Raw genomic sequence first — 24160 nt, forward strand, 5'->3', positions numbered from 1 at the left:
TCTTCTCTAAAGGTAGCAGTTGTTCACAAAATCACTAACTTATATACAAAAACGCCCACGAACATTCATGATCGCAGGCGCTTTTTAGCAAGGTTTATTGGTTATTCAGGCCAGCTTTGCTCCCCGTCAACAGTAAGCATAGGATGACTAAGCGTTGTGCAATAGCCTGTCGCAGAAGAAGCAAAATAAACATCGCCCAACACCGTGTAGCCTTTGGATTTCACTTGCTGCTGTGCTTTATCTGAGGTTGCCATGCCCCACATGCTGAAGTAGTCGCTCAAATCGAGCTCTGTTACTTCTGACAACGCTATTAATAGCCAATCATTGTTACCTATGCTCTGTGCCTCCGACAGACTGTAGTTCGAAAAACCAAGCCCATCTTTTTGTGCCTGCCAATTAGCATCACTGTTATCAGCTAGATTAAAAGCCCGTTCAATAATGTGTAAGCGAGGGTATAAATGCCAGCCGTTTTCAAGCTTATTGTATGCCTGTGCCGCCATCATAATTTGTAAGTAAATTGCATGGCTTTGTGACCACTCTGACATCGCTAACTCTTGCATATAAGCATAGGGGTTAGCCGTTTGCTGACTGGCCTGTAAGTGATTAAATAAACCTTCAAATGGCAAGTTTTGACACGACGCCGAGAATCCCGTTTCATCTTCAAATTTAGACTTACTGTAGTAAGAGTAAAAATTGGTATTGGAGTGACCACCAAAGCCTTCGATACGGAATCGGTCTTTTTCAAGACCATGGCCTAACTCATGAATATCGCCATGCCCAGTCGGATTAAAATTCCACCCTGCGTCATACGGGTTACCCGAGCAGCCCCAGCCGCATGTGGGTTGGTCGGCATTCATGTGCTTAACAATATCAATGGTCTGTATTTCAAGGTTGCGTGCGCTGGCAAAGTCATGAATTTCGGTAACTACATCAATACCAGGGCCTTTAAAACCCGCTAATACATGCGGGTAGTTATGAGTATAACGCTCCACGGCATGGGCAAAGTCAGAGGCAATTGGCCAGTAACCTTCGTTGATCGAAATACGCATTTTCTCAAGCTTTGAGTGTACTTCAAAACCGCCTGTTGCTACTTCGGCCCAATCGTAGTCGCCTTTTTCAAGTAGCTCAGCAAAACGTGTATCATCGCTGCTGCTTCGCCAATACGGATGCTCACCAACATTGTTAAATTCAAAGCTGACGTCTAAATCATTTTGATCGAACGCAATTTGAATTGGCCCACCATAGGGTGAGGTAAAGTACACGGTTTCATTGCTTGTCACTGGCACATGCACCGACTGCAATTTAGCAGGACGATTATAACCATTACTGCTCATATAGTGCGTTGCGCCATCACGTAAGGTATTTACAAACACCTTGGTGTTAACGGCTTGGTTGTCGGTGCGCTTTATCGAGAATGTTTGCCCGGGCAGCGCATACACACCTGTTGAGCGAAAATGCGCTTTACTTTGCATGTTTACTGTCACGCTTTTTGGCGTTACATGGCTAAAGTCACTGCGGCTAAAATTTCCCATATCACTTTGGGTTGGGTTCACTTTACGCACATTTAATACCGCATGATCAGCAAATAACGAACGAAAAAAAGCATTATTATCAGTACTGAGCTTATCCATCGGAAAACGCACATCTTGGCGATAATGATCGCCAAGCAGCGCTAATAATTGATAAAAGCGATAGCCTTGCTCTGCAAAAATATCGGTTTTTGCTTGGTCAAAGCCTCTAAATAATGAGTTCACTTTAGTGGCTGCATCGCTGAATTGTTGCTGGTATTGACTATCACTCGGACAACTACGGTTATCACAGGTGCTTAAATCTACAGTGAATTCACCTGTTTTAAAGCGGTTCAATAGGGCTTTAATGGTGAGCACATCACTCGGTAGGCTGTTGCTGATTACACTTGGGTTCCATTCTGCGAGTTCTAATCGGTGCCAATAGTTATCACCAGCAACACTGACATGGAATAACTCAAACAAGGCGTTACCCAACGCTGTTTGACTACCATCGCGCTGAACATAAATCACGGCAATATCATTCGCTAGCGCCTGCTTTACTGCTGCAACCACATTATCAATATTTAATCCTTCGCGTTCATGCTGAGAGATAATTAATATATCGGTGTCATCAGTTAAACACCCCGCTAAGGCATCGTTATCACAGCTGGCTTTCTCGTTATACCGAACTCGGTCCTTGTAATGCGTATCGAACCATTCTCTAGTGAGAATGCGGTCTTGAAAATAATAGCTCTGATCAAGCTGTGCCATTACAAGGTTAAGAGGCTGCTCTTCAGTTACTTCTCTGCCTGCAAGCCAGCTATGGCTGTTTTTCAAAAAGCTGAGCATTTGCTCATTAATCGTGTTGCGATACGGGTTACTGCCGAATACGAGGTAGCGGCCGCGCTGTGCATCACTGCTACCCACCACGGCGAGGTTTCTTACTTTTGCTTCATAACCTTCTTGCCAACTATTATTGGTTAACAGTACGGGCTCATTAAATGGATAAGTGGCCCTTAACAGCGTTGCATCCCATGTTGGATACCAGCTTAGTGCATCCAAGGGTGACTGTGTGTCTAAACCAAATAAACGATTTTTAATCGTTTGAAAGCGCGCTTTGTGAGTGTCAATTTCATTCAGTGCCGCATCAAGTAATAAATCACTGTTTGGCACATCAAGGGCGTTTCCCGATGCAAGAGCTTGTGCCACATAACTTTGCACTATGTTTAACACAAATTCATAGTTCGCGTGTTCACGTGAGTCACTGGCTGTGATAGTGAACCGAAGTTCACCTACATCCTCATCGCTAGGCGTGCCCGATAAGGTATTTGTTTGCGCATTAAAGCTAAGCCATGCCGGTAAACCTGCCACCGTTAGGCTTACCTCATCATTGTCAGTGTCATTATGGGTAAGCGTTAAACTAAATGCGTTTTCTGCACGCGCCTCTGCGGCGAGTGGGCTGATGCTAGGCAATGAATTAGCGCGAGGAGTCACAGTAAATATTTGCTCAGCAAGCTGCGATACTTCGCCATCTGAATAACGAAAACGAATGAGCTGCTCGCCACGGTCAGTAAATACAGGCGTTCCCGAAAAGCGCTGAGTGTTATTATCAAAAATTAACCAATCAGGCTGTGCAACGTCACTCACTATAATCGTATCGTTTTGTGCGTCGCTAAATGTGAGCTGATAAGCGTAGGCTTGGCCTTCATTCGCATTAGCTGGCGTTGAAGTAAGCATTGGCGATGTGTTTTCTTCCCGCGCTTTCTCCACCGTAATATCAATCAACAGCTGTGCTGATAACTGCCCATCCGATACACTAAACTCTATGTTTGAAAACACGCCTGCCTGCTCAGGTATACCGCTTATCGCCCCCGTTGCTTTATCAAAATTGACCCAATTAGGTAAGTTGCTCACCGAAACTGTGAGTGGATCATTATCTGGATCAGACACTTGTGGGTTAAAGTTTAGCGTATCGCCGACCTTTAACGTTTGTGACTGCCCACTGATTTGAGGTGCTTGATTTTGCGGTGTTTCAGTGACCGGAGGTGTAACGGGCGTTTCTTGTGGCTCTGAACCACCGCCACACGCCGTTACTAAAGCGAGTATTGCTGTGCTTAAAAGCGCATGCTGGTATGAAGAAAAAGGTTTGCTCATTAATCTTATATTCGATGTATACATTTTTTTAACATTATAAGGGGATGAGCCACACTATTAACTCGCACGAAAGACGTAAATTGACAACGCTATCAAAACATTTTCAAAAAATAGCCGACTCAAGTAAGTTCTGAATTTTCTGAGTGTGCGTCATGTATTAAAATAACCTTACTAGGGCTAGTATTAATGAAGGAATAAACGAGCAATTTGAATTTGGAAAACCATGAAATCTATTAGCGTGATATGTATCACTTTATTCTTTTTAATAACCAGCTATCCCACAAAAGCTGACATTGCTATAAACGCCACCCCTTTTGACTTTGCCACAACCCTAAGCTTTAACTCTGAAGTGTTGCATCAAGTTCGCTCTATAAATGTGTATTTGCCGCAAAGCTATGAAAAAAATACAGACAAACATTACCCGGTGATTTACTTATTAGATGGTTCTAAAAATGAAGACTTTATTCATATAGCGGGCCTGGTGCAATTTGCGAATTTTTCATGGATCAAAATGCTCCCCGACACCATTGTTGTCGGGATAAGTAATATTGATAGAAAGCACGACTTCACCACAAAAAGTAACAACCACTTTGACCAGCAAGAACTTCCAAGCCATGGGGGGGCTGAACAATTTATCCATTTTTTACAACATGAATTAAAACCATTAATCGCCAAAGAGTACCGTACTAACGGCACAGAGACCCTAATAGGTCAATCTTTAGGGGGCTTGCTTGCAACTGAAATATTGTATAATCACAGTGCGTTATTCGATCATTACCTAATCATAAGCCCAAGCTTGTGGTGGGACGATGAGGCGTTATTAAAAAGCGAATTTAAACCAAATCATCCTCCTAAATCGGTGTACATTGCAGTTGGCAAAGAAGGCCATGTAATGGAGCGAGTTGCGAAAGAATTATACAAACAACTTGCTCATTCACTTAAAGACAAAAGCCAAGTGAAATTCCAGTTTTTCTCCGAACATGAGCACGGCGACACATTGCATTTAGCGGTTTATGATGCCTTCAAAGACATCGACTACACGCGTTGAGTCATCGCTATAACCAGCAATAATGCCTAACCATTTGAACTTATAATTTTAGCCACTTAAAACAAAGCGGCTAAAAGCGTTACCGTGCAAATATGGCTCTCGGTTGTTCGTGTAAGCGCAAGCACGTGCCGAGTTCAGTATGTTTTTGGCAGGCTTTGGCATCTCATGTTTTTATAAAACAATTTATAAAGGAATTTATAAAGGAATTTATAACTCATTAAAATTTAAACGTTTAAACAGCGTTTCGTAAGCTTATTCCCCCACTTCACTTTTTCAATTACTTTGCTGCCATTACTTTTCTGCAATAAAAGTAATGATAGTTAATTACCCGCTATCAGCCCCTTTTTAAATAAGCGCCGTGGAAAGCTGGCTTTAAAACAAACGCTCAAATGCGAATTATTCTTGATCTTATTTGTGTTTTATATACTATAACCGCCATCTTATATGGACTAACAAAAAAAAATTGGGATCAACAATGAAATCAATAAGACTTAGCTTATTAACTCTGGCAATTACCGCACAATTTTCAGCAATAGCAGATGATGCAAAGCCTAAGCAAGACATGGAACGTTTAGTTATTACCGCCACTGGTTTTGAGCAAAAAGTAACTGAAGCACCTGCAAGTATTTCAATTATCACAAATGAAGATATTAAATCTCACGCCTTTACTTCGGTGCTCGATGCAGTGCAGTATTTAGAAGGCATCGACATTGGTACAACCCGCGACAAAACAGGCCAAGGCAGTGTGAGTATGCGTGGTTTAACAGGTGAATACACCCTGCTATTGATCGATGGTAAACGTCAAAACAACCACGGTGATATATACCCTAATAACTTTGGTGGTAACGCCTTTAATCACGTGCCGCCGGTTGACGCTATTGAACGTGTTGAGGTTATTCGCGGCCCTGCATCGACACTTTATGGAGCAGACGCACTTGGTGGTGTTATTAATATCATCACTAAAAAGCACACTGATAACTGGAGCGGTGCAGTGTCATTTAGCCGTTCATTACAGCAAAACGACGACTTTGGTGATGACATAACCACCGACTTTAGCGTGATGGGTCCGCTTATCAAAGATGTTTTAAGCTTAGGTGTGCGCGGCAGTATTTATGAGCAACAAGCCTCCTCGCCAACATTTGAACCTGCGGTCGATCCTAATGGTGTCGTGCATACTCGCTCACTTGGCTTTGGTAGTGGTGGTCGTACTGTTGATAATACCAACGAACAATACGGCTTTACTTTAACTTACACACCTTTTGATTCTCATCATTTACGGTTTGATTATGACAACTCAAGCCAAGTGTATGACAACACGCCAAGCTACGATATTGAATCAGGCACTATTACTTACCCTTTAGGCACTAAAGATAATATTGAATCTATTTGGCAAGACAGCCGCGGTCAGGTTAATCCACGTGCAGGTTATGCCGCCGATCAAGAGTTTGACCGTGAGTGGTGGTCATTTAGTTATGATGGTGAGCTTGAATGGGCCACCATTAAAGCGTCGGTATCGTATGTTGATACGCAAAATAACGGCCGCACTTTGCCTCTAAGCGTTAGTGAGCGTATAGAGCTGCAAGCTATGTACGATGGCACTGGCGAATATGAAGGTATGGATGAGCAAGCACGAAAAGATTTAGCCGAAGACACCTTCTTACCCCGCCCAGCTCGCCCACTCGAAAGCAGTCAGTACACGTATGATTTACGCTTTGATATTCCAATCACTGGCGGTTTTGGCAGCCACAATTTAGCGATTGGTGGTCAGTTAATTGATGGTGAGTTAAAAGATGGTGTATTTGGTCTTGAAAGTGACCAAGCCGGTCAAGTTCAAGAACAAAACATGTACTCGGTGTTTGCCGAAGATAACTGGATGGCAACCGATAACTTTACTTTCACTTTGGGTGCCCGTTACGACGACCATGATGTATTTGGCAGCCAAGTATCACCCCGCGTGTACGCTGTGTACAACTTATCTGACACTTGGACTTTAAAAGGCGGTGTTAGCACTGGTTATAAAACCCCACAAACAACCGACCTATACGACGGTATTACTGGTTTTGGTGGTCAAGGCACCAGCCCATTTGCTGGTAACCCAGACTTAGAACCAGAAACCAGTGTTAACTCAGAAATCGCGCTTTATTGGACATCACTTGAAGGTGATCACAACATCAATGTCACTTATTACAACACCAAGTTCGAAGATAAAATAGCCCGCGGCGACACCATTTTAAGCTGTGAGCAAACCAATGGTGTGCGCCCGTGTGTTAACTTAGGCCAATACGATCAACTGGGCTATGACAGCTACAGCCAAAAAATCAATATCGACGAAGTAGACCTACAAGGTGTTGAAATTGCAGGTCAATATACACTAACCAACACGGTGTCAATCAATGGTAACTACACATGGACTGACAGCGAACAAAAGAGCGGACCAGAACAAGGCAAACCATTAACTAACAGTGCTGAGCACATGGCAAACTTAACGCTAAACTGGGAAGCCACCGACTCAATCAACCTTTATTTACAAGGTGTGTATCGCTCAGATCGTTACCGTGGCTGGGATAACGTGCACGATAAAGCGCTGTATTACAAAAACTACAACCTACTTAATCTAGGTGCACAGTTCTATGTTAATGAGTACGTGCAAATTAACGCTCGCGTAAACAACCTACTCGACGAAGATTTCACCTCTTATAGTACGAGCTATACCGACTTAAATGGGGATGGAGAGTACGAGTACCTAACAGGTCGTGGCGTAGTGAGTGAAGTCACTTTCACTGATGACTACAACGTAAAAGATAAAAGCCGTAATTTCTGGATTGGCGTTACCGCTTACTTCTAATATTTTTCTCCCTGAATATAGGCAGCACTCACTGTTGTGCTGCCTACTTCGAGCAGGTCGTCCGACTGTCACTAAACTGCCAACAATGCCATTTATACTTCATTAACCTGCGTAAGCCTGTTAGTTAAAGAATGGAAAATATTCTCACAGCCAGCGGTATATCTATTAGTTACCAAGATAAAGGTGACCTTGATGCACCTGTGATCATATTGATTATTGGCTTAGGCGCACAATTTACCGTGTGGCCAGAGGTCTTGTATAGTGGTTTAGTAGAAAAAGGGTTTAGAGTAATTCGCTTTGATAATCGCGATGCAGGGCTGTCATCATCGCTCGATGAATTAGGCAAACCAAGCCTTATTAAACATTGGCTGAGCCGCCGTTTACCGCTACGCACCCACCTCCCCTACTCATTAGATGACATGGCCCGTGATGTAAAAGAGTTGATGAATGCACTTTCTATCAAACAAGCGCATTTAGTGGGGGCATCAATGGGGGGCATGATTGCACAAATAGCTGCTGCAAAGTACAAAAAGCGCGTACTCAGTTTAACCACCATTATGTCGAGTAGTTCACCTTGGTCGTTTTCAGGCTCGAACATTAATTTACTCATAAAACTAGCTAAAATACAGCCACGAAACCGAACTAAAGAAGCCGAAATAAAATACAACGTACGCCTTAATCAATTAATTGGCAGCCCTGCTTACCCGCAAGATGAATGCGCTTTGTATGAAAACGCAAACCGTTATAGTAAGCGTGCCGCTCATAATCAACAGGGTTTCAAACGCCAACTAGCAGCCATTGCAGCAACCCCTTATCGCGAAAAACTATTGAAAAAAATTAAAGCCCCGACTTTGATTATTCACGGCAGTGCCGACCCTGTCATCCCTCTTGAAGCTGGCATTAATACCGCACTTATAATCAAACGCAGTAAATTAAAAGTGGTGCCCGGCATGGGGCATGATTTTCCACCCGCTTTAATGAAAAAGATGACTAAATGGATAGCAAAGCATGCCCGTAGAGCATCAAAAAAGCCCCGTTAAATAACGCATACTCATTACGAATGAAAAACGTTATGAGCAGCGCTTTAATCAACCACTAAACTGATGCCAAGGACCTGTTATGGCGAGTGTTTTTGCTGGTGAGTAAACATTTACAAACAAGGTACTGCCATCGGGCGAAAAACAGGCTCCGGCAAGTTCTGTTTGCGCAACCAAACGCGCAAAATTATAAACCTGTCCTTCAGGAGTCACACCACGTAAGTGATTATCAACCACATCGGTGTATTGATCTTCACAAACAATTAAATGGCCATTTGGTGACACTGTTAAGTTATCGCCAAAGTTATAGAGTGTTTTGCTGGTACTCTCAACAAACAACGATATCTTGCCAGGTTGCTCAGCTTCTTTATTAGTGCCTTCAAATTCTGATGGCTGGTATTTCATTACCTGACCAAGTTGCTTTTTACCGCCATTAGTACAACAAAAATAAAGCTCTTTATCACCCCAGTGAATGCCTTCACCTCGCGCAAATAAAGCAGCGCCTTGCTTAAAGCCACGTAAGCGTAAGTCATCTTTCGGGCTTTCAGGGTTATCTAAGTCAATCCACTCAACATCCAACTCTTGATGCAGTGGCATGGTCTTACTATGCCAGTTACGGCTATCGAACTGTGGTTTCCCTTTAACGACCATTGCTTGTAATTGGCCGCCTTTGTGCAGCTTGCCATATTCGTTAGGAATGAAACGGTAAAAAACGCTGTCACCCTTATCTTCGGTTAAATACACAATACCAGTGCGTGGGTCAACAGCGGCCGCTTCATGATTAAAGCGTCCCATGGCTTTCAATGGCTCAGGTTTAATGAGGCCTTTACTATTGGCAGGCACCTCAAAAATATAACCATGATCTTGATTGAATCCATCGGCTTTGGTGTCGGTTGTTTCTTCACAAGTCAGCCACGAGCCCCAAGGCGTAATACCACCAGAACAGTTACGAATAGTGCCCACTAACGAAAGATACTCTTGCTCTTTTTGATGGGTTTTTAAATTATAAATAATGTGGCTGGTGCCACCAGGAAGTGCGACACCTTCGCGGTTAGTATCGAAGGCGAATGGTGTTTTATGCTGTGCGATACTGGCTTCGGCTTTAGTTAAATCTGTTGGTTTTAATTCGTGGTTACGCACCAAAGCAACACGGTCATTGCCAAGGGCAAGACAGCCCATACCATCGGCTTTGTCGGGAACAGTGAAGCCATCTGACATTTTCTCACCTAAGCTCGAAATAATCTGATAACTAAAACCTGCGGGTAAATCTAATAGCGCATCAGGGTCAGGCAATAAAGGACCAAACCCTTTGATCGTTGTTTGCAAATCATTAAGCGACACTTTGCCAATGGCACTTTTTGATAACCCTAAAAAGGCTAACGTACCCGCCCCTACCAAAAATTCTCGACGTGAAACCATGCTAACTCCAAGCTGAAACCAGCTTTATCATACAAATAAAAAGAGCATTATAAAGCAAAGAAATCATAAAAAGTTACAGTATCACAATCTTCACGAAAATGTCATAAAGCACCTAATAACGACGCTTTAATCACTACGAGTTGTTGATTAGGCACAATAAAATTAAATAACGGTGATATTCCAAACGGCAAAACTAACCATTCACATAGCCAGACTAGCCATTTTATGAATGCGCTTAAAAGTCATCATCACAGTATTGTGAAAAGTTAATGTTTTCTCTAGTGGAGTGTTTCAAACTCGGAATAAGCAATTATTTTCGAGATGCTTATATTTTTGCTAAGTCGCCACAACTCGTTACTTGATTACGACCTTGATGCTTTGAACGATACAACGCATCATCTGCACGTTTTAGTACTGTTTGCCAACTTGTTTCTTGTGGGTTCAACATTGCAACTCCGACACTTACTGTCAGATACACAGTTTCATCGTCTAAAATAAGCGGTGTTTTTGCAACTGATTTTCGAATACGCTGTGCCAATAACTCAACGTCTTGGCCGCTTATGTGGCTCACTAACACAGCAAACTCTTCGCCTCCTAAGCGAAAATATTGGTCATATTCCCTGAGTTGCTGTTTAGCAATTGCGGTTACATGTGCGATAGCTTTATCGCCAAGTATATGTCCAAACTGATCGTTCACTGATTTAAAGTGGTCAATATCAAACACTATAAAGGCTAACTGGGTGTCATTGCGTATACATCGCTTTAGCTCTTTATTAGCAAATACCTCAAGCGCTTTACGGTTATACCACCCTGTTAAATGATCCGTTAAAGAATACTCTCTTAACGCGAGTTCTTTACGCCAAGTCACCACAACAGAAAATGCTATCGTCAGTAAAAAGTAAAAAGCGATAACCGCTAAACTACCTATGTTTAAAAGTTGATGCTTTTCAATCCATGGCGTATTTTCAATACCTGTCAGTAACAAATAGCCTCTAAATAACTGTTGCGCCGAGAAAATAAACAACAAAATAATGAGCAAGTAATACGCTTTACCCGCCTCTTCTTTTCGGTGCTTCCAAAGTGCTAGCATCGCCGAAATATCAAGTGCAGCAATCATCGGATACAAAACAACAATACGCAGTTCAATTGACTCATTCATTGCTGGCACAAAATGCATAACAAAAATGCCAACAAAAACGATCAGCACAACCCCCCACATCGAACGATTATATAAGCATTTAGATACGCCACTGAAAAGCGCTGCATGCCCAGCTAAATAGCAAGCATTCGCAAAAGCAGGATGGAAAAACGAAGGAAAATCGACATTAGTCGCGAGAATACCCGATAAATTGGAAGCGAAAAATAATGCACCACACACCAGCCAATCAATTAAATAACTTTCGTTACGACTCGCAATGTACAAAGCAGCCATTGTTAACATCATTATAAAGCTAACCAGTGCCGTACAAACGAGCAATGTGTGGAGATCCATTCTTATTATTATCCCTTAATTAGAATTAGGGGGTGGATAATAAACCAACAATTAAGGCAAGTTCAATAGCCAAACTTAGAATATAATCCTCGAATTGACTATTATTTGTTCTATAGCGTAAAGATATAAAATTAAATATATTTTTCCATAACTTAAAAATGACTCGCTATTTTTATCTATAGACAAAAACCCTCTCATAAAAACCGCCTCTATAAAAACAGCAACTTTACATTTAACACGTTGAAATAAATGAGTTTAGAAAATAACTCCATGCTGTATCGGCTAAAAAATGCCTAACAAAACAGGGGATTTCTGGACTTTATAAGTAACCTTATTTAACAGGTACATTCTCAACGTATTGATTAAACGTATGAGCAGTCTGCTGTATTCATAGAGTGATTAACATGATTATTAAAATGCAAAAGAGTCATTTATCACTCTTTTAATCTCTCCTATTATGCTCGCTCATCTTTAGGAGACCCCATCACCACATGTGACGTAATGGTTCTTACCTGAGGAATTGAACCGAGCACATCAGCATGAAATGCTTTATATGATTTTAAATCTGCCGTTTCTACCCGCAGTAAATATTCAAACGCACCGGTCACGTTATGACACTCTTTAACTTCATCAATAAACGCGAGTGCTTGCTCAAATGCGAGCTGCGAGCTTGTTGAGTGGTCGTTTAAACCCACGCCTACATAAGCGATAAAACCTAAACCAACAGCGTGATGATTAATCACTGCGCGGTACCCCGAAATCACCCCGAGCCGCTCAAGTTCTTGAACCCTTCTTAGGCATGCCGATGGCGACAACCCCACTTTCTCTGCCAGCTCAGTATTTGCTAAACGGCCATCACGCCTTAACTCATGCAATATTCTGTCGTTAATTCTATCTTTCTTCATTTTAAATTGTGATTTCAAACTACCAAAAACAACATTAAGCGCGATAATTGCGTGCATTTCAATCTATAATTGCAACTTAACAAACAGGGAGAGACTACGATGAGTTTTGAGATGATGACAGCACTGGCGTTATTCGCCCTCGTTTCGTCAACTACCCCTGGGCCCAATAACTTAATGTTGATGAGCTCAGGTGCCAATTTTGGTTTTAAAAGGACCACACCGCATATGTTTGGGGTAACGTTAGGCTTTATGTTGATGCTCTTTTTAGTTGGCCTCGGCATTATGCAGCTGTTTGACTTATTTCCGCTAAGCTACCTCATTCTAAAAGTGTTTTGTGTTGTTTATTTGTTATATCTCGCTTATAAAATAGCCACCAGCAACGGACAACAACACACACAAAATAAAGGTAAGCCTTTTACTTTTATTCAAGCGGCCCTTTTCCAATGGGTGAACCCTAAAGCATGGGCAATGGCGCTTAGTGCGATAAGCTTATACGCTCCAAACAAAAACGTATCAGCGGTATTAATCGTCAGTGCCGTATTTGGTTTAATTAATTTACCTTGCGTGAGCTCGTGGACCTTAGTAGGCGAAAAACTACAACACTGGCTTTCAAGCCCCACTCGTTTAAAACTATTTAACTACTTAATGGCACTACTTTTAGTCGTGTCGGTCTTGTTTAGTTTGCTTTAGTAACGGGCCTTATTTAAAAATGAGACCAAGATTACAATTTTAGCATCTGCTAAAAAATTGGGAATAAATATCTCGTCTGTTCGTTACCTCTATGTCAATTCGTAAAAAAGAGGACGAGACAATGACTCACTTTAAACAAACTTTAATCGCAATGTGTGTAGTAACTTCAGCAGGTTTAACAACGGCGAGCTACGCAGCAGATGTGCAATTATCGGTATCAACCGACCAACAAGCTTCAAGTAATATGCAAACATCTCTTGCACCGGCTAATGCAAGCCAAACAAGCACGACATCATTGATGCAAAATAGCCAAGTTTCAGGCTCTGCGACAACTCAAAACTCAGCCACAGAAACAAACACGACTACGAGCAACAGTGCACAAACCAGTACTGAAACAAACACAACAAACACGGCTCAAAATGCTGAACAAACGCCTACTGCAACTACCGCAAGCTCACTTAATAGCATTAATGAGTCTGCCAACTCAGTGAGTGTAACAGCGATATCAAACCAAGCAGGTGCAACTATTGATAACAGCGTATCGATGGTTAATGCAATGACCACAAGTAATGCAATTAACCCTACTGCACTGACCTTGCAAAACCAGCTAGATCAGCAAACAAGTTCATTAACTCAAGCGAACATAACCGAGCTCCCACTGCTTGATGTGAACCAAGTATCTGCCATTAGCAACAACCTACAATCAAGCCTGTCAGGGAATGTGCAACAAGCCGCTATCGACTCTGTGCAAAGTAGTGTTGAGCAAACGGTAACTTCTACTGTGAGTAATAGTGTCAGCCAACAAGTTGCTGACCAAGTCACCGCGACCACAACAACAGAAGTGGTTAACAGTATCCAAAATAGCCTTAATTTAGGCCTTTAAAGTCGTGTTGTGCCGGGTTATTACCCGGCGCACTTTTAAGGAGGTCGCTATGCGTACACTAACAACACTTGCTGTAATGAGTGCAATGACGTTAAGCATTCATGCAACCGCAGCCGATGCAACGTTTAATACACATGCTCAGATTGGTTTAACGAGCAACTCAGATTTAGCAATAAAAGAGCTCGATGTCATTTCATCGCAAAGTGACACTGGCACCTTGCTGTCTGCGGGTCTAAGTGCAGAATTTAAAGCAACCGATGCACTCAAGTTCACACCCAGTTATCGTTATGAAAACACCAATTACCATACCTTGGATCAATACGACTTATCGCTCCATCAATACGGGTTAGACACAAATTATAAGCTAACACACACTGACATTGGCTTTCGTTATGATGGTGCAACAGCCCAAGTGGCAAACAAAACATTTTTAACGCTCGACCAAGGAAGTCTTTACATAGGTCACTTTGTCAATAACACCACATATTTAAGAGCAGCATTGAAAGCGGGTGAAAAACAGTTTACCACTCAACCTGCTCGTGATGCACAAAGCCTTGGCCTTGACACCAGTCTTTTTTATTTTATAAATCAAGGTAATACCATGTTGCTACTGGGTGCAAGTCTCGACAAAGAAGAGGCAACTGAGCAACAATATGACTTTTCTGGCTGGACTTTAAACACGCGCGTTTCACACACGTTCACCGCTTTCGGCAACACAAATAAAGCGAGCATTGGTTGGCGATATCAAGATAAAGACTATCAAGAGAATCCAAACGATATGCTCACTGAGCCAACTCCATCACGTGATGAAAGCCGCCATGTCTTAACCGCGCATTGGCAACTATCGCTGCTTGATTCGTTAAGTTTAATTACCGAGGCTGAGTATGGGGATTATCAATCTCAGTTAGAGGCAAATACATACACACAAAGCATTGCGTCCATTTCTTTGCGTGCTGAATTTTAAGCCTTAATAAGTGATTGAGCCATGCCCAAACACGCTATCTTTTCCGGGTTTTCCTTTATCGACTGCACGCTCAACTAACTTATTATAGATAGAATGGGGTGTGTAATCGGGATTCGCCGCCAAACATGCCGCAGCCGCAGTCACCTGCGGCGCCGCCATTGAAGTTCCTGATTCAACCCCTACACCACCGCCCGAGTTTAGTGTTAATACGTTGACACCTAAGGCTGCAAAATCAATGTAGTCACCTTTATTTGACCAACGGTATATTTGCCCATTTTTATCAACCGCACTCACTGCAATAACATTTTCATACGCCGCGGGATAAAGCGGCAATGCAGCGGGGCCATCATTACCGGCTGCTGCAACAAGAGTCACTTGCTGCGCAATTGTCGCCTTAATTGCTGCCGCTAAAATAGCATTATCTGGCCCAGTAAAACTCAGGTTAATCACTGGAACTTGCGCAGCCACCAGCCAATTTAAGGCATCAACAATAGCAGCCAATGTGGCACCCTGTGACAAGTCTGATTGACGATAAAAAACCGCCGCGCTGTATAACGTTGCTTGGTTTAATAATGGCGATAACTTGGCCGTTTTACCAATCATAACACCGGCGACCGCAGTGCCATGTAAGTCAGGTGATGCCACGGAATTGGGTAGAAATGACCGAGTCTCAATGGTGCTCCCCACAAAACCAGGGTGCGCCAAGTTAAGTGCGCTGTCGATCATGCCTACCCGCACAGGCAAGTCGCAAACGGGCCGGTTTTTATGTGTGTTAACGCCTTGCAAAGGACCTTGCTGCGCTTGATAAATGTGATTACGTCCTAATAAGGCCGCATCATCTATCGACAAAAGACGTTGTAATTGAGCTTTTGAATCAAACTGTTCAGGCACCACAAATCGTAATAAAACCATTCCCAAAGCATCGTATGATTGACGACTGACTATCTGTGCACCAATGTGCTCTAGCTTCGCTCTATGCTGCTCATTGGCTAACAAAATCCATTGCCGTTCAACGGCTCTAAAACCCTGCTCTGTTTCGATTTCTATGAATGCTGGTTTTCCTACCGTATTCAAAATGGCCAACCGGCTGGGTAATGCGCTTATATCAGTCGCAAGTTGTTGAATAGAATCAATGCTAGGCAATGCGCGACGTGGAATATCGAGCCTATCTTCAATACGTTCAATAGCTGGGTCTATCTGCTCTATAATAGGGCTGATCGGTTTTATAACCGTGGCATATAAATTACTCGACATGAGCAATAACGTGCCAAGGGCAACATCTTTTATTTTCATGTTACAGTCACTTCTCTTTTGACTAAGGTTAAAGGTATAACGTTTGAAATAAAAATAAATTGCATATTTAGGGAATAAAAACAGTTTCTACTCGTTATAGTAGTGCGTGTAGGCTGAATCATTCATGAGTCACTTAATTTATAAGGCCACACGCCCTAACAAATAAGGGAAAACATGACTAATACACTAACCAGTTTATTACCTGCACTTAGGCGTTTTGCATTTTCGCTAACCGGCAACCAAGCTGATGCAGATGACGTTGTGCAAATTACCATCGAAAAGCTATTGGTAAAAGGAATTCCTGACGATATTGAGCCACTAAAGTGGGCGTTTAAAGTATGCCGTAATGTATGGATTGATGAATATCGCTCGCAAAAAGTAAGGTTAAAAGCGGTTCAAAATACCGATTTACAAGAACCCACATGCGATGATGGGCAGGAACACCTGGCGACCTCGCAAACTCTTAAACGCGTCAACCACGCTTTAACTACCCTGCCCGATGAGCAGCGTGCAATCATCTCGTTAGTTGCAGTGCAAGGCATGGCTTATAAAGACGTTGCACACACGCTAGATATTCCTGTTGGAACCGTTATGAGTAAGTTATCGCGAGCTCGAAGTGCCTTGTATCAATTAATAAAGCCTGACTTCACTAAGGAAAACGCCTAATGATTGACGACCAAACTCTCAGTGCCTTTTTAGACAATGAATTATCAGCGCAAGAAATGGAGCGAGTTCGCAGCGCCATAGCGCAAAATGAAGACCTTGCCATACGCCTTGCCGAATTAAGCGAAGTTGATTTACTAGTGAAACAACATGCTGAGCAAATTGATGCAATGCCACTGTCTAAATCGCTAGAAAAAACCCTTGGCAAGCAAACAAACGACACGGTTGTTTCACTGTCGAAGTGGCAAAAAATAAAACAAGCCAGCCGTAAGCAACTCGCTGTCGCAGCAGGTATTGCTGTGCTATTTACTGTGGGCGTTGCCAGTTTAACGCAACAACAGCAATTAAATATTGAACAGCCCATAGCAAATGCATTAGAGCAGCAACTAAGCGGTGACAAAACAAATATAGATAGTGCACGCTCACTTACAGCACAATTAAGTTTTATTAATTCGACGGGGGACTTTTGTCGACAGTACACCCTTTACCAACAACAAACACAGCAGTCTCATATTGCCTGTAAAGAACACGGTACTTGGCAACTTAAAGTCTCTACTGAGCAAAAGCCCTATGATCGACAAACATATAGCCTCGCGAGTAACACGTCAGCGCTCGACACCTTTATCGATAATACAATTAAGGGGCAGCCGCTCGACCGCACTCTAGAACAGCAAGCACGCGAGAATAAGTGGCAATAGGTAAAATAACCATGAAGTTTTTAATCACACTATTAATAACGCTTATTCTCAGTGGCTGCAGCAGCACAGATCAGCATAATGACATTGATAATCATGTTGGACTGACAATTAAGCCGCTCGCAGAAAACCAATATGTGCTTCGCTATAAAAGTAATAGGCTATCAAAGCAAGGCGTGCTTGATGCTAGTTTGCATCACGCCGCCAAACTAACTCTAAAACAAGGTTACGACTGGTTCGTTGTCACCACGCAAGATACACACATATCGCACAACAATACAGCGCTTAACTCGCACAGACAAACTGCAACTTATACAACACGCTGTGGTTTACTTACCTGTTCAAGGCAAGCTTCACCTTACCCTAGTGAGTCGCCACCCCACATTGCAAAGCGTGAAATTACAACACAGTTAATCATTGTTTTGGGAAAGGGGATCAAACCCAGTATTGATGCAATAGATGCTTATTCACATATTCATCACCCTGAATAATCAGGGATATATCTCTTTCTCGCGGGGAAACTTTCTGTGCTACTCTTTACTAATACAGTGCATTTCAGTGTGACTCATGACTGGTAGCATCGAGAACTATTTTTATCACGGGTTCTATATTTTCTTAATGATCACCGTTATTACCTGCTCGGTTATTGCCACAAAATTAATGACCAGTGGGTTTAACAGTCGATCAATCTCACTATTTAACCTGTATTTCTATTTAGGAATGGCGGGCTTTTCGTGGTTATGGATACAGAATATTTTTGAGCTCACACCTGACTTTCGCTCAGGTGTCGCCATGTACGTGCTCTCTATTATGTTGCTTCAGTTAGCTATTTTTAATTACGACGAAAAGTCTCGCTTCAACCTGCAAGTAATAGCCTTTAGTCTCGTATGCGCCGTGTTTATATTTTTTATGAAAACCATAAACCAATTAGCTATCGCGCAGCTAAGTTATACATTTATAACTCTGCCCGTTCTTATTTACGTCAGTTTCAAACGCGCCATACTAAAAAGTAATATAGGCAATGGGGTACTCGCCATTGCCCTGTGTATTTTATTGATCATCGCAATAAGCCAATTAGCCATTGTAGTCTCTGGGAACCTAACTGTTGCGGTGCTTTATTCGCTAACGGTTGTTGGGCATGCCACTGTGTTTGTGATGATAGGACTAGGCCTCATAACAACGTTACTTATCGACGAGAAAAAACGTTACTTAGACCTTTCTTTAAAAGATCCCCTCACCAATTTATACAACCGCCGAGGGTTACAGTTTATACTTGAACAACAGCGTTTATTAACCTCAAAACACAACTCAAAACTGTATGCCAGCGTGGTAGATATAGACTACTTTAAACGTATCAATGATAGTTATGGCCATGAAGGGGGAGATCTCGTACTTGAAGTATTCTCTGAACTGTTAAATCACCATTTAGCCAAACAAGACTTATGTTGCCGTTTGGGCGGAGAGGAATTCCTCATTCTGAGTTTTGAGCCCAGCGAAAATGCTGCTCAACAAAAGCTAGAGACGCTTCGGACTATTGTTGAAACCAGCGAAATTGTTTTTCATGAAAATAACATCACACTCACTGCCAGTTTCGGGCTAACCCGTTGGCAACAAGATGACACATTCGATAACCTAATTAACCGAGCAGATAAAGCGCTCTACTCGGCTAAAAATAAGGGCAGAAACCGGGTTGAAATAAACCTTTAAAGCATGGCTTTTAAAGTCATATCTTTATCAATAAAGTGATGCTTAAGTGCCGCTAAGATATGTAACGACAGCGCGGCTGATAATAAATAACCACACAAAATGTGAACTTGCCATCCTGCCTCACTTAACCAAGCAATAGAGGCAACCGCCTCGCCTGCCTCATTGTAGTTACTAGCAATGAGTTGCCACGAAAACAAGCCAATACCAAAGCCGCCAAACCCACTATAAAATGCGCCAGAAACAAGCATGATAGCTAATAAAGTTAACAGCCCCCAATGATAAACATGCAACCATTTGGTAAGGTGATTTTGCACAGCTGATTGAAACGGATTTCGTATTCGATAGATAATTCTGGCTACCCATAGCATCGCAATCATAACCGCTATCGACTTATGCCAGTGGTATAAGCTGTAATCGGTAACCCAGGTCATGTAGTAACCCATTACAATCACAGTCAAAACCAATAGCGCACTCAACCAGTGCAAGAACTTATGCGTAGTTTGCTTGGTGTTTTTCATTTAATTAATCCTTAAACAATGATTTTTATGTGTTCAAGAATAATGATTAACCTTATGATTTATATAGAACTGTGACGAAATCACCTATTTTGTGATGAATGAATCTTCGACACTGAGCAAATCAGATACACGGGCTTTAAACGACTTACTCACTGGCACACTAAAACCTGCTGCCATCGTCAATTTTCGCTTATTGAGCGCCAGATTAAAATCAGCAATCTGGGCAACATTAACAATATAACTACGGTGTACTTGGCAAAATGTGTCAGACGGTAGTTCAGAATATAGGTGTTTAATGGTATCTCGCTTTAAGTAACGACTCTCAACGGTCTGTATCTCTAAGTAATTACCTGCTGACTTTATAAAAACCACTGACGCTAACGGCAGCTTTTTAGCGACTCCTTTATGGTTCACTTCAATATAATCAGTCTTTTCAAGATGCTCAGAGTGTTCAGGTCGGACCGTCGCAGGTGTTGACTCTGCTTGTACCGTGAAAACATGCCACAGTATTAATACTAGAGTGCTCGCAATGAAGTATTTTGGAAAAAGCTGAGTAACCGAGGCTGCGAGCGCATAACCATAAAAATCAAAATCTATTAAAATACGTAAGCTAATGATCAATGAGATGCTCATCAATAACATCGTAGGATAAAAGTAAATTCTACTTTTAACGCGCGCTTTTAAATTAAAAAATGCAACAACCCCTATGCTAAGCACACATAAGCTTCCCCACTCTTTTAACCAAAATAATTGTGAATCAAAAAATTGGTAATGACCGCCACCAATATAGTGACGCCAAAAAAAGCAATAGGCATTGAATAACAGAAAAAAAGCAAACCACGCACCTGCTGCGCGCTGCCAAGGCTCAGTGAGATGCCGCCATAATTTATTTATTGCCATAACTTTCTCCTTTTAAGCTCTAAGAAAGTAGCAAATATACAGCCGTGTTAAAAAGTACTTTTAGTTATATTTAAAAAGCAATGAAAGTAACAATGGCAGGCTGTCACTGCTGATCTAAAAAATTTCATCGATCAATAAAACTTTGATCTGAACAAAGTGTATTCAGCCCAATTAAAGCTAAACTTATACCTTATTAATTACTTTGTAGGGAATAAACCATGACACACCTCGTCGCCGACTTAATGACTCCAGACCCATTTGCGATTAGTGCGCACAACACCTTGCATGATGCCCACAATTTAATGAAAGAAAAAAACATCCGCCACATTCCCGTTATTAACGAGCACGGTGGCTTAGTAGGCATGCTCACGCAGAAAATAATGATTGCCCAAGTAATGAACATTATGGCCAACTTTAGCGCCAGCGCACTCGAGCGAAAAGAAAAGCAAACCAAAGTAGCCGATATCATGGCAACCGATTTCACCAGTATTTCTGCAAAGCAGCCACTGCATGAGGTGGCTAAATTCTTTGTCGAGAATCGTCATGGTTGTATGCCCGTTGTCGACGAAGACAATAACCTAGTAGGTATTTTAACCTCGTCTGACTTTGTTCGTTTAGCAGCTGCATTGTTATCTTGATATATAAACGAGTAATTATTTCTACCACTGCACACTGAATTTTTTACATTCAGTGTGCAGAGTTTTCATAATAAGCTAAACCCACAAACCTCACTGCACACCTCAAAATAAAAACAAACAAATAAAAACAATAACTTATAAATATCATTAATTTTGGTACAACGCTTGCTCCTCTTTAAATAACTTCGCTTTCTGGTCATTACAGAAAGCATCATGGAACAACTTTTTAAAGAAACTCGGAGGAGTAATGAGTAACACATCATCGAAAGTCGCAGAATTCACAGCACCCGGTGTTAACAACCAATCAGCCGCTGACACGATTGCTATTTTAGACCAACGTATGGTCGCTTTAATCGATTTACACCTCACTTTAAAACACATTCATTGGAATGTAGTCGGCCCTAACTTTATTGGTGTGCACGAAATGCTCGATCCACAAGTAAGTGCCGTACAAGAAATGACCGACACTATCGCAGAGCGTATTGCAACTATGGGTGGCGTGCCCGTTGGCACACCGCAATCGATTGTCGACCGTCGTAATTGGAAAGATTATTCAATTGGCAAAGGGCTCGTAACCGACCACTTGTCAGCCCTTGATAAAGTGTATAACGGGGTGAATAAAGATCACCGCCAAGCCATTGAAAAGTTAGCCGAGCTTGACCCTGTTTCTGAAGATATGATCACAGGTCAATTAGCAGACTTAGAGCAATTTCAGTGGTTTGTTCGTGCGCACATCGAATCGTCAACGGGCGAACTGAAAAGTTAAACCCTCCCTTCTATCCGAAGACCCCTTGCCCAGCATCTGCTGGGCTTTTTTATTCTTTAAAACAACGTTATAACCAGCCTTTGTGTTTAAAAAATAAATAAGGGGCAAAACCCGACAACAACATCACGCCAATCGCGAACGGGTATCCCCATGCCCAGTTAAGCTCAGGCATAGAGTTAAAGTTCATACCGTAAATACTGGCAACCACGGTGGGAGGTAAAAACACCACTGAGGCGATTGAGAAAGTCTTAATTATTTGGTTTTGCTCAATATTAATAAAGCCCTGAGTCGAATCCATTAAAAAGTTCACCTTATCAAACAAAAAGGTGCAGTGAGACATCAAGGTATCGATATCGAGGACAATTTCGCGCAGAGACTCGCGGTCTTCGCTGGGCGCTCCCAAATTACGCAGTAAAAACGAAATGTTTCGTCGCGTATCCATTAAACATAAACGTACTTTACCGTTGTTGTCCTCAAGGCGAGAAATTCGGCTCACTGCTTCCTCAAGATCTGAGTCATCCTCTTCGAGCACATACGCACTGAGTTTTTCGAGTTGATGATGCATATCTTCAAGCATATCTGCATGGTTTTCGACCTTTTGATCGAATAAAGTCACGAGTAATTGTTTAGGGTTATCACATGCCACTTGCCCTTTGCGAGCACGTAAACGCAATAAACGAAAATCGGCTAATTCATCATCGCGAATCGTTAGTAAGCAGTTATCTTGCAGTAAACATGCGACCGTCACCGTATTAAAACGCCCTTCGTTAGGCGACATAAACAATGCATGCACATGCAAGCCTTCGTGGTCGATAAAACACCGCGATGATGCTTCAATTTCGTCTACATCATCCGCCGCAGGAAGCGTAATATTTAATGTGCTTGCAAGTGCTTGGCGCTCTTCTTCACTTGGATTAATGGTGTCTATCCAATGCGCATTTTTAATAGCGGTTGCTAAAGGTGTATCGGGGGCTGGCTCAGTTTCGGTGATCACACCTTGGTTAATAGAAAAAAATCGTAACATACGCCCTGCCCTAATTAATCAAATTACTGAAATACTATAGTTGTTCGTCATAATGAACAATGCTCAATTTGTTAAGGCTAAAAAAAAGCCCCAACAAAGGGGCTTTAAACTTTATAATGGCAGTATTGCTATGCACCGAGCTGTTGCATTTGTTCTACTTCATTTTTATTTGCACTGACAAAGTCTTCAATATTATTCAATATTATCGACGCCGTTCACTGTGTTATTTTATAAAAAGCGAATATCCTGATGGTATATTGAGCCAGTAAAAGCTGGCATTAACAAAACTTGTAAGTATAAAGCTTAATAGCTACTTGATTGCATCGCAGGAAGTAAAATAGCTGCCACGATACCCAGTATAAATAGGCCACCAACAATCAGTACTCCCCAAAATGACCATTGTTTTTGCACTCGCTGAAAATGCTCAACACTGTCCCATCGTTTGTTTTGCCACGCCATCTCTCGGCCTTTAAAGCCCAAGTAAATAGACACAATAAAACCAATATAAGGAACTAAAGCTAATAGGCCTATCCACGTACTGTTGCCAATTGCCCAAATCCAGCTTAAAAAGAACGCTCCCCAACTAAACCCCTTTACGCCTTCTGGTAACTCGCCCACCTTACCTTGTCCTGAGTTATTCTCTGTGGGAATTTCAAGGCTTGCTTCAGGTGGTGTGTAATTATCTGTCATATGATTATCCTTATTTTAAGACAACTTATAGTAAAACTAATAGGCACTTTAATTTATAGTAATGACGATATTTTAAGCAAGCAAAAGTCGACTTAAATTAATAGCGACGTGGTGTGTTTTGTACCATTTATCTGATTCTCTGTGCTTTACTTAGAAGCATTGGCGAATCAATCGTGCCTTGAAAAAAGCTCGTAGAAAATATCCATCAACAGTTGCTTAGCAAGGTTTTTCAGCGTCGCAGTGCTCCTTTATGGAAAGAACTCTAACCGACCCTACTTAAGCCCACTTAAAAATTAAGTTAATAATGAACGTAATTGTTTG

At 41.9% G+C, this 24160-nt stretch carries 21 protein-coding genes; 12 read left to right on the top strand and 9 right to left on the bottom strand.

Annotation, left to right across the window (positions count from 1 at the left end):
- Positions 1-101: 101 nt before the first annotated feature.
- A complete protein-coding gene (locus tag GZH31_RS11545) occupies positions 102-3662 on the bottom strand; it encodes an ImpA family metalloprotease (protein WP_074989000.1) in 3561 nt (1186 codons plus the stop codon).
- Positions 3663-3885: 223 nt separating this feature from the next.
- Here GZH31_RS11545 and GZH31_RS11550 point away from each other — a divergent pair, with 223 nt between their 5' ends.
- The 3 genes from GZH31_RS11550 (at position 3886) to GZH31_RS11560 (ending at position 8595) form a co-directional block, all read left to right on the top strand.
- On the top strand, positions 3886-4710 hold the full coding sequence (locus tag GZH31_RS11550) for an alpha/beta hydrolase (protein WP_180311012.1): 825 nt from the start codon (positions 3886-3888) through the stop codon (positions 4708-4710).
- Between the two features lie 475 nt (positions 4711-5185).
- A complete protein-coding gene (locus GZH31_RS11555) occupies positions 5186-7555 on the top strand; it encodes a TonB-dependent receptor domain-containing protein (protein ID WP_075593773.1) in 2370 nt (789 codons plus the stop codon).
- 131 nt (positions 7556-7686) lie between these two features.
- Positions 7687-8595 carry an alpha/beta fold hydrolase gene (locus GZH31_RS11560; protein WP_180311013.1) on the top strand — a complete coding sequence of 303 codons (909 nt, stop codon included), beginning with the start codon at positions 7687-7689 and terminating at the stop codon, positions 8593-8595.
- Positions 8596-8643: 48 nt separating this feature from the next.
- Here the strand turns inward: GZH31_RS11560 and GZH31_RS11565 are convergent, their stop codons facing one another.
- From GZH31_RS11565 to GZH31_RS11575, 3 genes are all read right to left on the bottom strand, one after another.
- Entirely contained in the window at positions 8644-10011 is a 1368-nt protein-coding gene (locus tag GZH31_RS11565; RefSeq protein ID WP_065978608.1) for an alkaline phosphatase PhoX, read from the bottom strand.
- Between the two features lie 325 nt (positions 10012-10336).
- The gene (locus tag GZH31_RS11570; protein ID WP_180311014.1) at positions 10337-11455 is read right to left on the bottom strand and encodes a GGDEF domain-containing protein; all 1119 of its coding nucleotides are present in this window, start codon (positions 11453-11455) and stop codon (positions 10337-10339) included.
- A gap of 503 nt (positions 11456-11958) precedes the next feature.
- Positions 11959-12408 (bottom strand): Lrp/AsnC family transcriptional regulator, encoded by a 450-nt coding sequence (locus GZH31_RS11575; protein ID WP_036969104.1) that lies wholly within the window; start codon positions 12406-12408, stop codon positions 11959-11961.
- A 99-nt stretch (positions 12409-12507) separates the two neighbouring features.
- On the opposite strand from GZH31_RS11575, the gene GZH31_RS11580 reads away from it, so the two are divergent.
- The 3 genes from GZH31_RS11580 to GZH31_RS11590 all read left to right on the top strand — a co-directional run bounded on the left by GZH31_RS11580 (position 12508) and on the right by GZH31_RS11590 (position 14945).
- Positions 12508-13098 (top strand): LysE family translocator, encoded by a 591-nt coding sequence (locus GZH31_RS11580; RefSeq protein WP_065978610.1) that lies wholly within the window; start codon positions 12508-12510, stop codon positions 13096-13098.
- A 121-nt stretch (positions 13099-13219) separates the two neighbouring features.
- The gene (locus GZH31_RS11585) at positions 13220-13981 is read left to right on the top strand and encodes a hypothetical protein (protein ID WP_036966755.1); all 762 of its coding nucleotides are present in this window, start codon (positions 13220-13222) and stop codon (positions 13979-13981) included.
- 49 nt (positions 13982-14030) lie between these two features.
- A complete protein-coding gene (locus GZH31_RS11590) occupies positions 14031-14945 on the top strand; it encodes a hypothetical protein (RefSeq protein WP_180311015.1) in 915 nt (304 codons plus the stop codon).
- Positions 14946-14948: 3 nt separating this feature from the next.
- Here the strand turns inward: GZH31_RS11590 and GZH31_RS11595 are convergent, their stop codons facing one another.
- Positions 14949-16238, bottom strand: a complete 1290-nt coding sequence (locus GZH31_RS11595; protein WP_118844508.1) for a S8 family serine peptidase — start codon at positions 16236-16238, stop codon at positions 14949-14951.
- 174 nt (positions 16239-16412) lie between these two features.
- Here GZH31_RS11595 and GZH31_RS11600 point away from each other — a divergent pair, with 174 nt between their 5' ends.
- From GZH31_RS11600 to GZH31_RS11615, 4 genes are all read left to right on the top strand, one after another.
- Positions 16413-16904 carry an RNA polymerase sigma factor gene (locus GZH31_RS11600; protein WP_036966749.1) on the top strand — a complete coding sequence of 164 codons (492 nt, stop codon included), beginning with the start codon at positions 16413-16415 and terminating at the stop codon, positions 16902-16904.
- Entirely contained in the window at positions 16904-17599 is a 696-nt protein-coding gene (locus GZH31_RS11605) for a hypothetical protein (RefSeq protein ID WP_036966746.1), read from the top strand. The genes GZH31_RS11600 and GZH31_RS11605 overlap by 1 nt, the downstream gene beginning before the upstream one ends.
- 11 nt (positions 17600-17610) lie before the next feature.
- The gene (locus GZH31_RS11610) at positions 17611-18087 is read left to right on the top strand and encodes a hypothetical protein (RefSeq protein ID WP_180311016.1); all 477 of its coding nucleotides are present in this window, start codon (positions 17611-17613) and stop codon (positions 18085-18087) included.
- A gap of 76 nt (positions 18088-18163) precedes the next feature.
- A complete protein-coding gene (locus tag GZH31_RS11615) occupies positions 18164-19303 on the top strand; it encodes a GGDEF domain-containing protein (RefSeq protein ID WP_051501731.1) in 1140 nt (379 codons plus the stop codon).
- Here GZH31_RS11615 and GZH31_RS11620 read toward each other — a convergent pair.
- Together GZH31_RS11620 and GZH31_RS11625 are read right to left on the bottom strand one after the other, a co-directional pair.
- Positions 19300-19821, bottom strand: coding sequence for a cytochrome b (locus GZH31_RS11620; protein WP_065978618.1), 522 nt, complete (start codon positions 19819-19821; stop codon positions 19300-19302). The two genes, GZH31_RS11615 and GZH31_RS11620, sit on opposite strands and share 4 nt — an antisense overlap.
- Positions 19822-19905: 84 nt before the next feature.
- Positions 19906-20721, bottom strand: a complete 816-nt coding sequence (locus tag GZH31_RS11625; RefSeq protein WP_180311017.1) for a LytTR family DNA-binding domain-containing protein — start codon at positions 20719-20721, stop codon at positions 19906-19908.
- Positions 20722-20939: 218 nt separating this feature from the next.
- Between GZH31_RS11625 and GZH31_RS11630 the strand changes: the two genes are divergently transcribed.
- Positions 20940-21359 carry an HPP family protein gene (locus tag GZH31_RS11630; RefSeq protein ID WP_036966736.1) on the top strand — a complete coding sequence of 140 codons (420 nt, stop codon included), beginning with the start codon at positions 20940-20942 and terminating at the stop codon, positions 21357-21359.
- Between the two features lie 247 nt (positions 21360-21606).
- Positions 21607-22125 (top strand): DNA starvation/stationary phase protection protein Dps, encoded by a 519-nt coding sequence (dps, locus tag GZH31_RS11635; protein ID WP_036966733.1) that lies wholly within the window; start codon positions 21607-21609, stop codon positions 22123-22125.
- A 67-nt stretch (positions 22126-22192) separates the two neighbouring features.
- Here the strand turns inward: dps and corA are convergent, their stop codons facing one another.
- Both corA and GZH31_RS11645 read right to left on the bottom strand, forming a co-directional pair.
- Positions 22193-23149 (bottom strand): magnesium/cobalt transporter CorA, encoded by a 957-nt coding sequence (gene corA / locus GZH31_RS11640; protein ID WP_065978620.1) that lies wholly within the window; start codon positions 23147-23149, stop codon positions 22193-22195.
- Positions 23150-23452: 303 nt separating this feature from the next.
- Entirely contained in the window at positions 23453-23839 is a 387-nt protein-coding gene (locus GZH31_RS11645) for a hypothetical protein (protein WP_051501730.1), read from the bottom strand.
- Positions 23840-24160 lie beyond the last annotated feature (321 nt).

Origin of the sequence: Pseudoalteromonas sp. JSTW, from assembly GCF_013423925.1 — a bacterium.
Classification (GTDB): Bacteria; Pseudomonadota; Gammaproteobacteria; order Enterobacterales; family Alteromonadaceae; genus Pseudoalteromonas; species Pseudoalteromonas lipolytica.

Bases quoted from the DNA above. Each gene is read 5' to 3' on its own strand.
- GZH31_RS11545 (WP_074989000.1), bottom strand. From the start codon at position 3,662: ATGAGCAAACCTTTTTCTTCATACCAGCATGCGCTTTTAAGCACAGCA.
- GZH31_RS11550 (WP_180311012.1), top strand. From the start codon at position 3,886: ATGAAATCTATTAGCGTGATATGTATCACTTTATTCTTTTTAATAACC.
- GZH31_RS11555 (WP_075593773.1), top strand. From the start codon at position 5,186: ATGAAATCAATAAGACTTAGCTTATTAACTCTGGCAATTACCGCACAA.
- GZH31_RS11560 (WP_180311013.1), top strand. From the start codon at position 7,687: ATGGAAAATATTCTCACAGCCAGCGGTATATCTATTAGTTACCAAGAT.
- GZH31_RS11565 (WP_065978608.1), bottom strand. From the start codon at position 10,011: ATGGTTTCACGTCGAGAATTTTTGGTAGGGGCGGGTACGTTAGCCTTT.
- GZH31_RS11570 (WP_180311014.1), bottom strand. From the start codon at position 11,455: ATGATGTTAACAATGGCTGCTTTGTACATTGCGAGTCGTAACGAAAGT.
- GZH31_RS11575 (WP_036969104.1), bottom strand. From the start codon at position 12,408: ATGAAGAAAGATAGAATTAACGACAGAATATTGCATGAGTTAAGGCGT.
- GZH31_RS11580 (WP_065978610.1), top strand. From the start codon at position 12,508: ATGAGTTTTGAGATGATGACAGCACTGGCGTTATTCGCCCTCGTTTCG.
- GZH31_RS11585 (WP_036966755.1), top strand. From the start codon at position 13,220: ATGACTCACTTTAAACAAACTTTAATCGCAATGTGTGTAGTAACTTCA.
- GZH31_RS11590 (WP_180311015.1), top strand. From the start codon at position 14,031: ATGCGTACACTAACAACACTTGCTGTAATGAGTGCAATGACGTTAAGC.
- GZH31_RS11595 (WP_118844508.1), bottom strand. From the start codon at position 16,238: ATGAAAATAAAAGATGTTGCCCTTGGCACGTTATTGCTCATGTCGAGT.
- GZH31_RS11600 (WP_036966749.1), top strand. From the start codon at position 16,413: ATGACTAATACACTAACCAGTTTATTACCTGCACTTAGGCGTTTTGCA.
- GZH31_RS11605 (WP_036966746.1), top strand. From the start codon at position 16,904: ATGATTGACGACCAAACTCTCAGTGCCTTTTTAGACAATGAATTATCA.
- GZH31_RS11610 (WP_180311016.1), top strand. From the start codon at position 17,611: ATGAAGTTTTTAATCACACTATTAATAACGCTTATTCTCAGTGGCTGC.
- GZH31_RS11615 (WP_051501731.1), top strand. From the start codon at position 18,164: ATGACTGGTAGCATCGAGAACTATTTTTATCACGGGTTCTATATTTTC.
- GZH31_RS11620 (WP_065978618.1), bottom strand. From the start codon at position 19,821: ATGAAAAACACCAAGCAAACTACGCATAAGTTCTTGCACTGGTTGAGT.
- GZH31_RS11625 (WP_180311017.1), bottom strand. From the start codon at position 20,721: ATGGCAATAAATAAATTATGGCGGCATCTCACTGAGCCTTGGCAGCGC.
- GZH31_RS11630 (WP_036966736.1), top strand. From the start codon at position 20,940: ATGACACACCTCGTCGCCGACTTAATGACTCCAGACCCATTTGCGATT.
- dps (WP_036966733.1), top strand. From the start codon at position 21,607: ATGAGTAACACATCATCGAAAGTCGCAGAATTCACAGCACCCGGTGTT.
- corA (WP_065978620.1), bottom strand. From the start codon at position 23,149: ATGTTACGATTTTTTTCTATTAACCAAGGTGTGATCACCGAAACTGAG.
- GZH31_RS11645 (WP_051501730.1), bottom strand. From the start codon at position 23,839: ATGACAGATAATTACACACCACCTGAAGCAAGCCTTGAAATTCCCACA.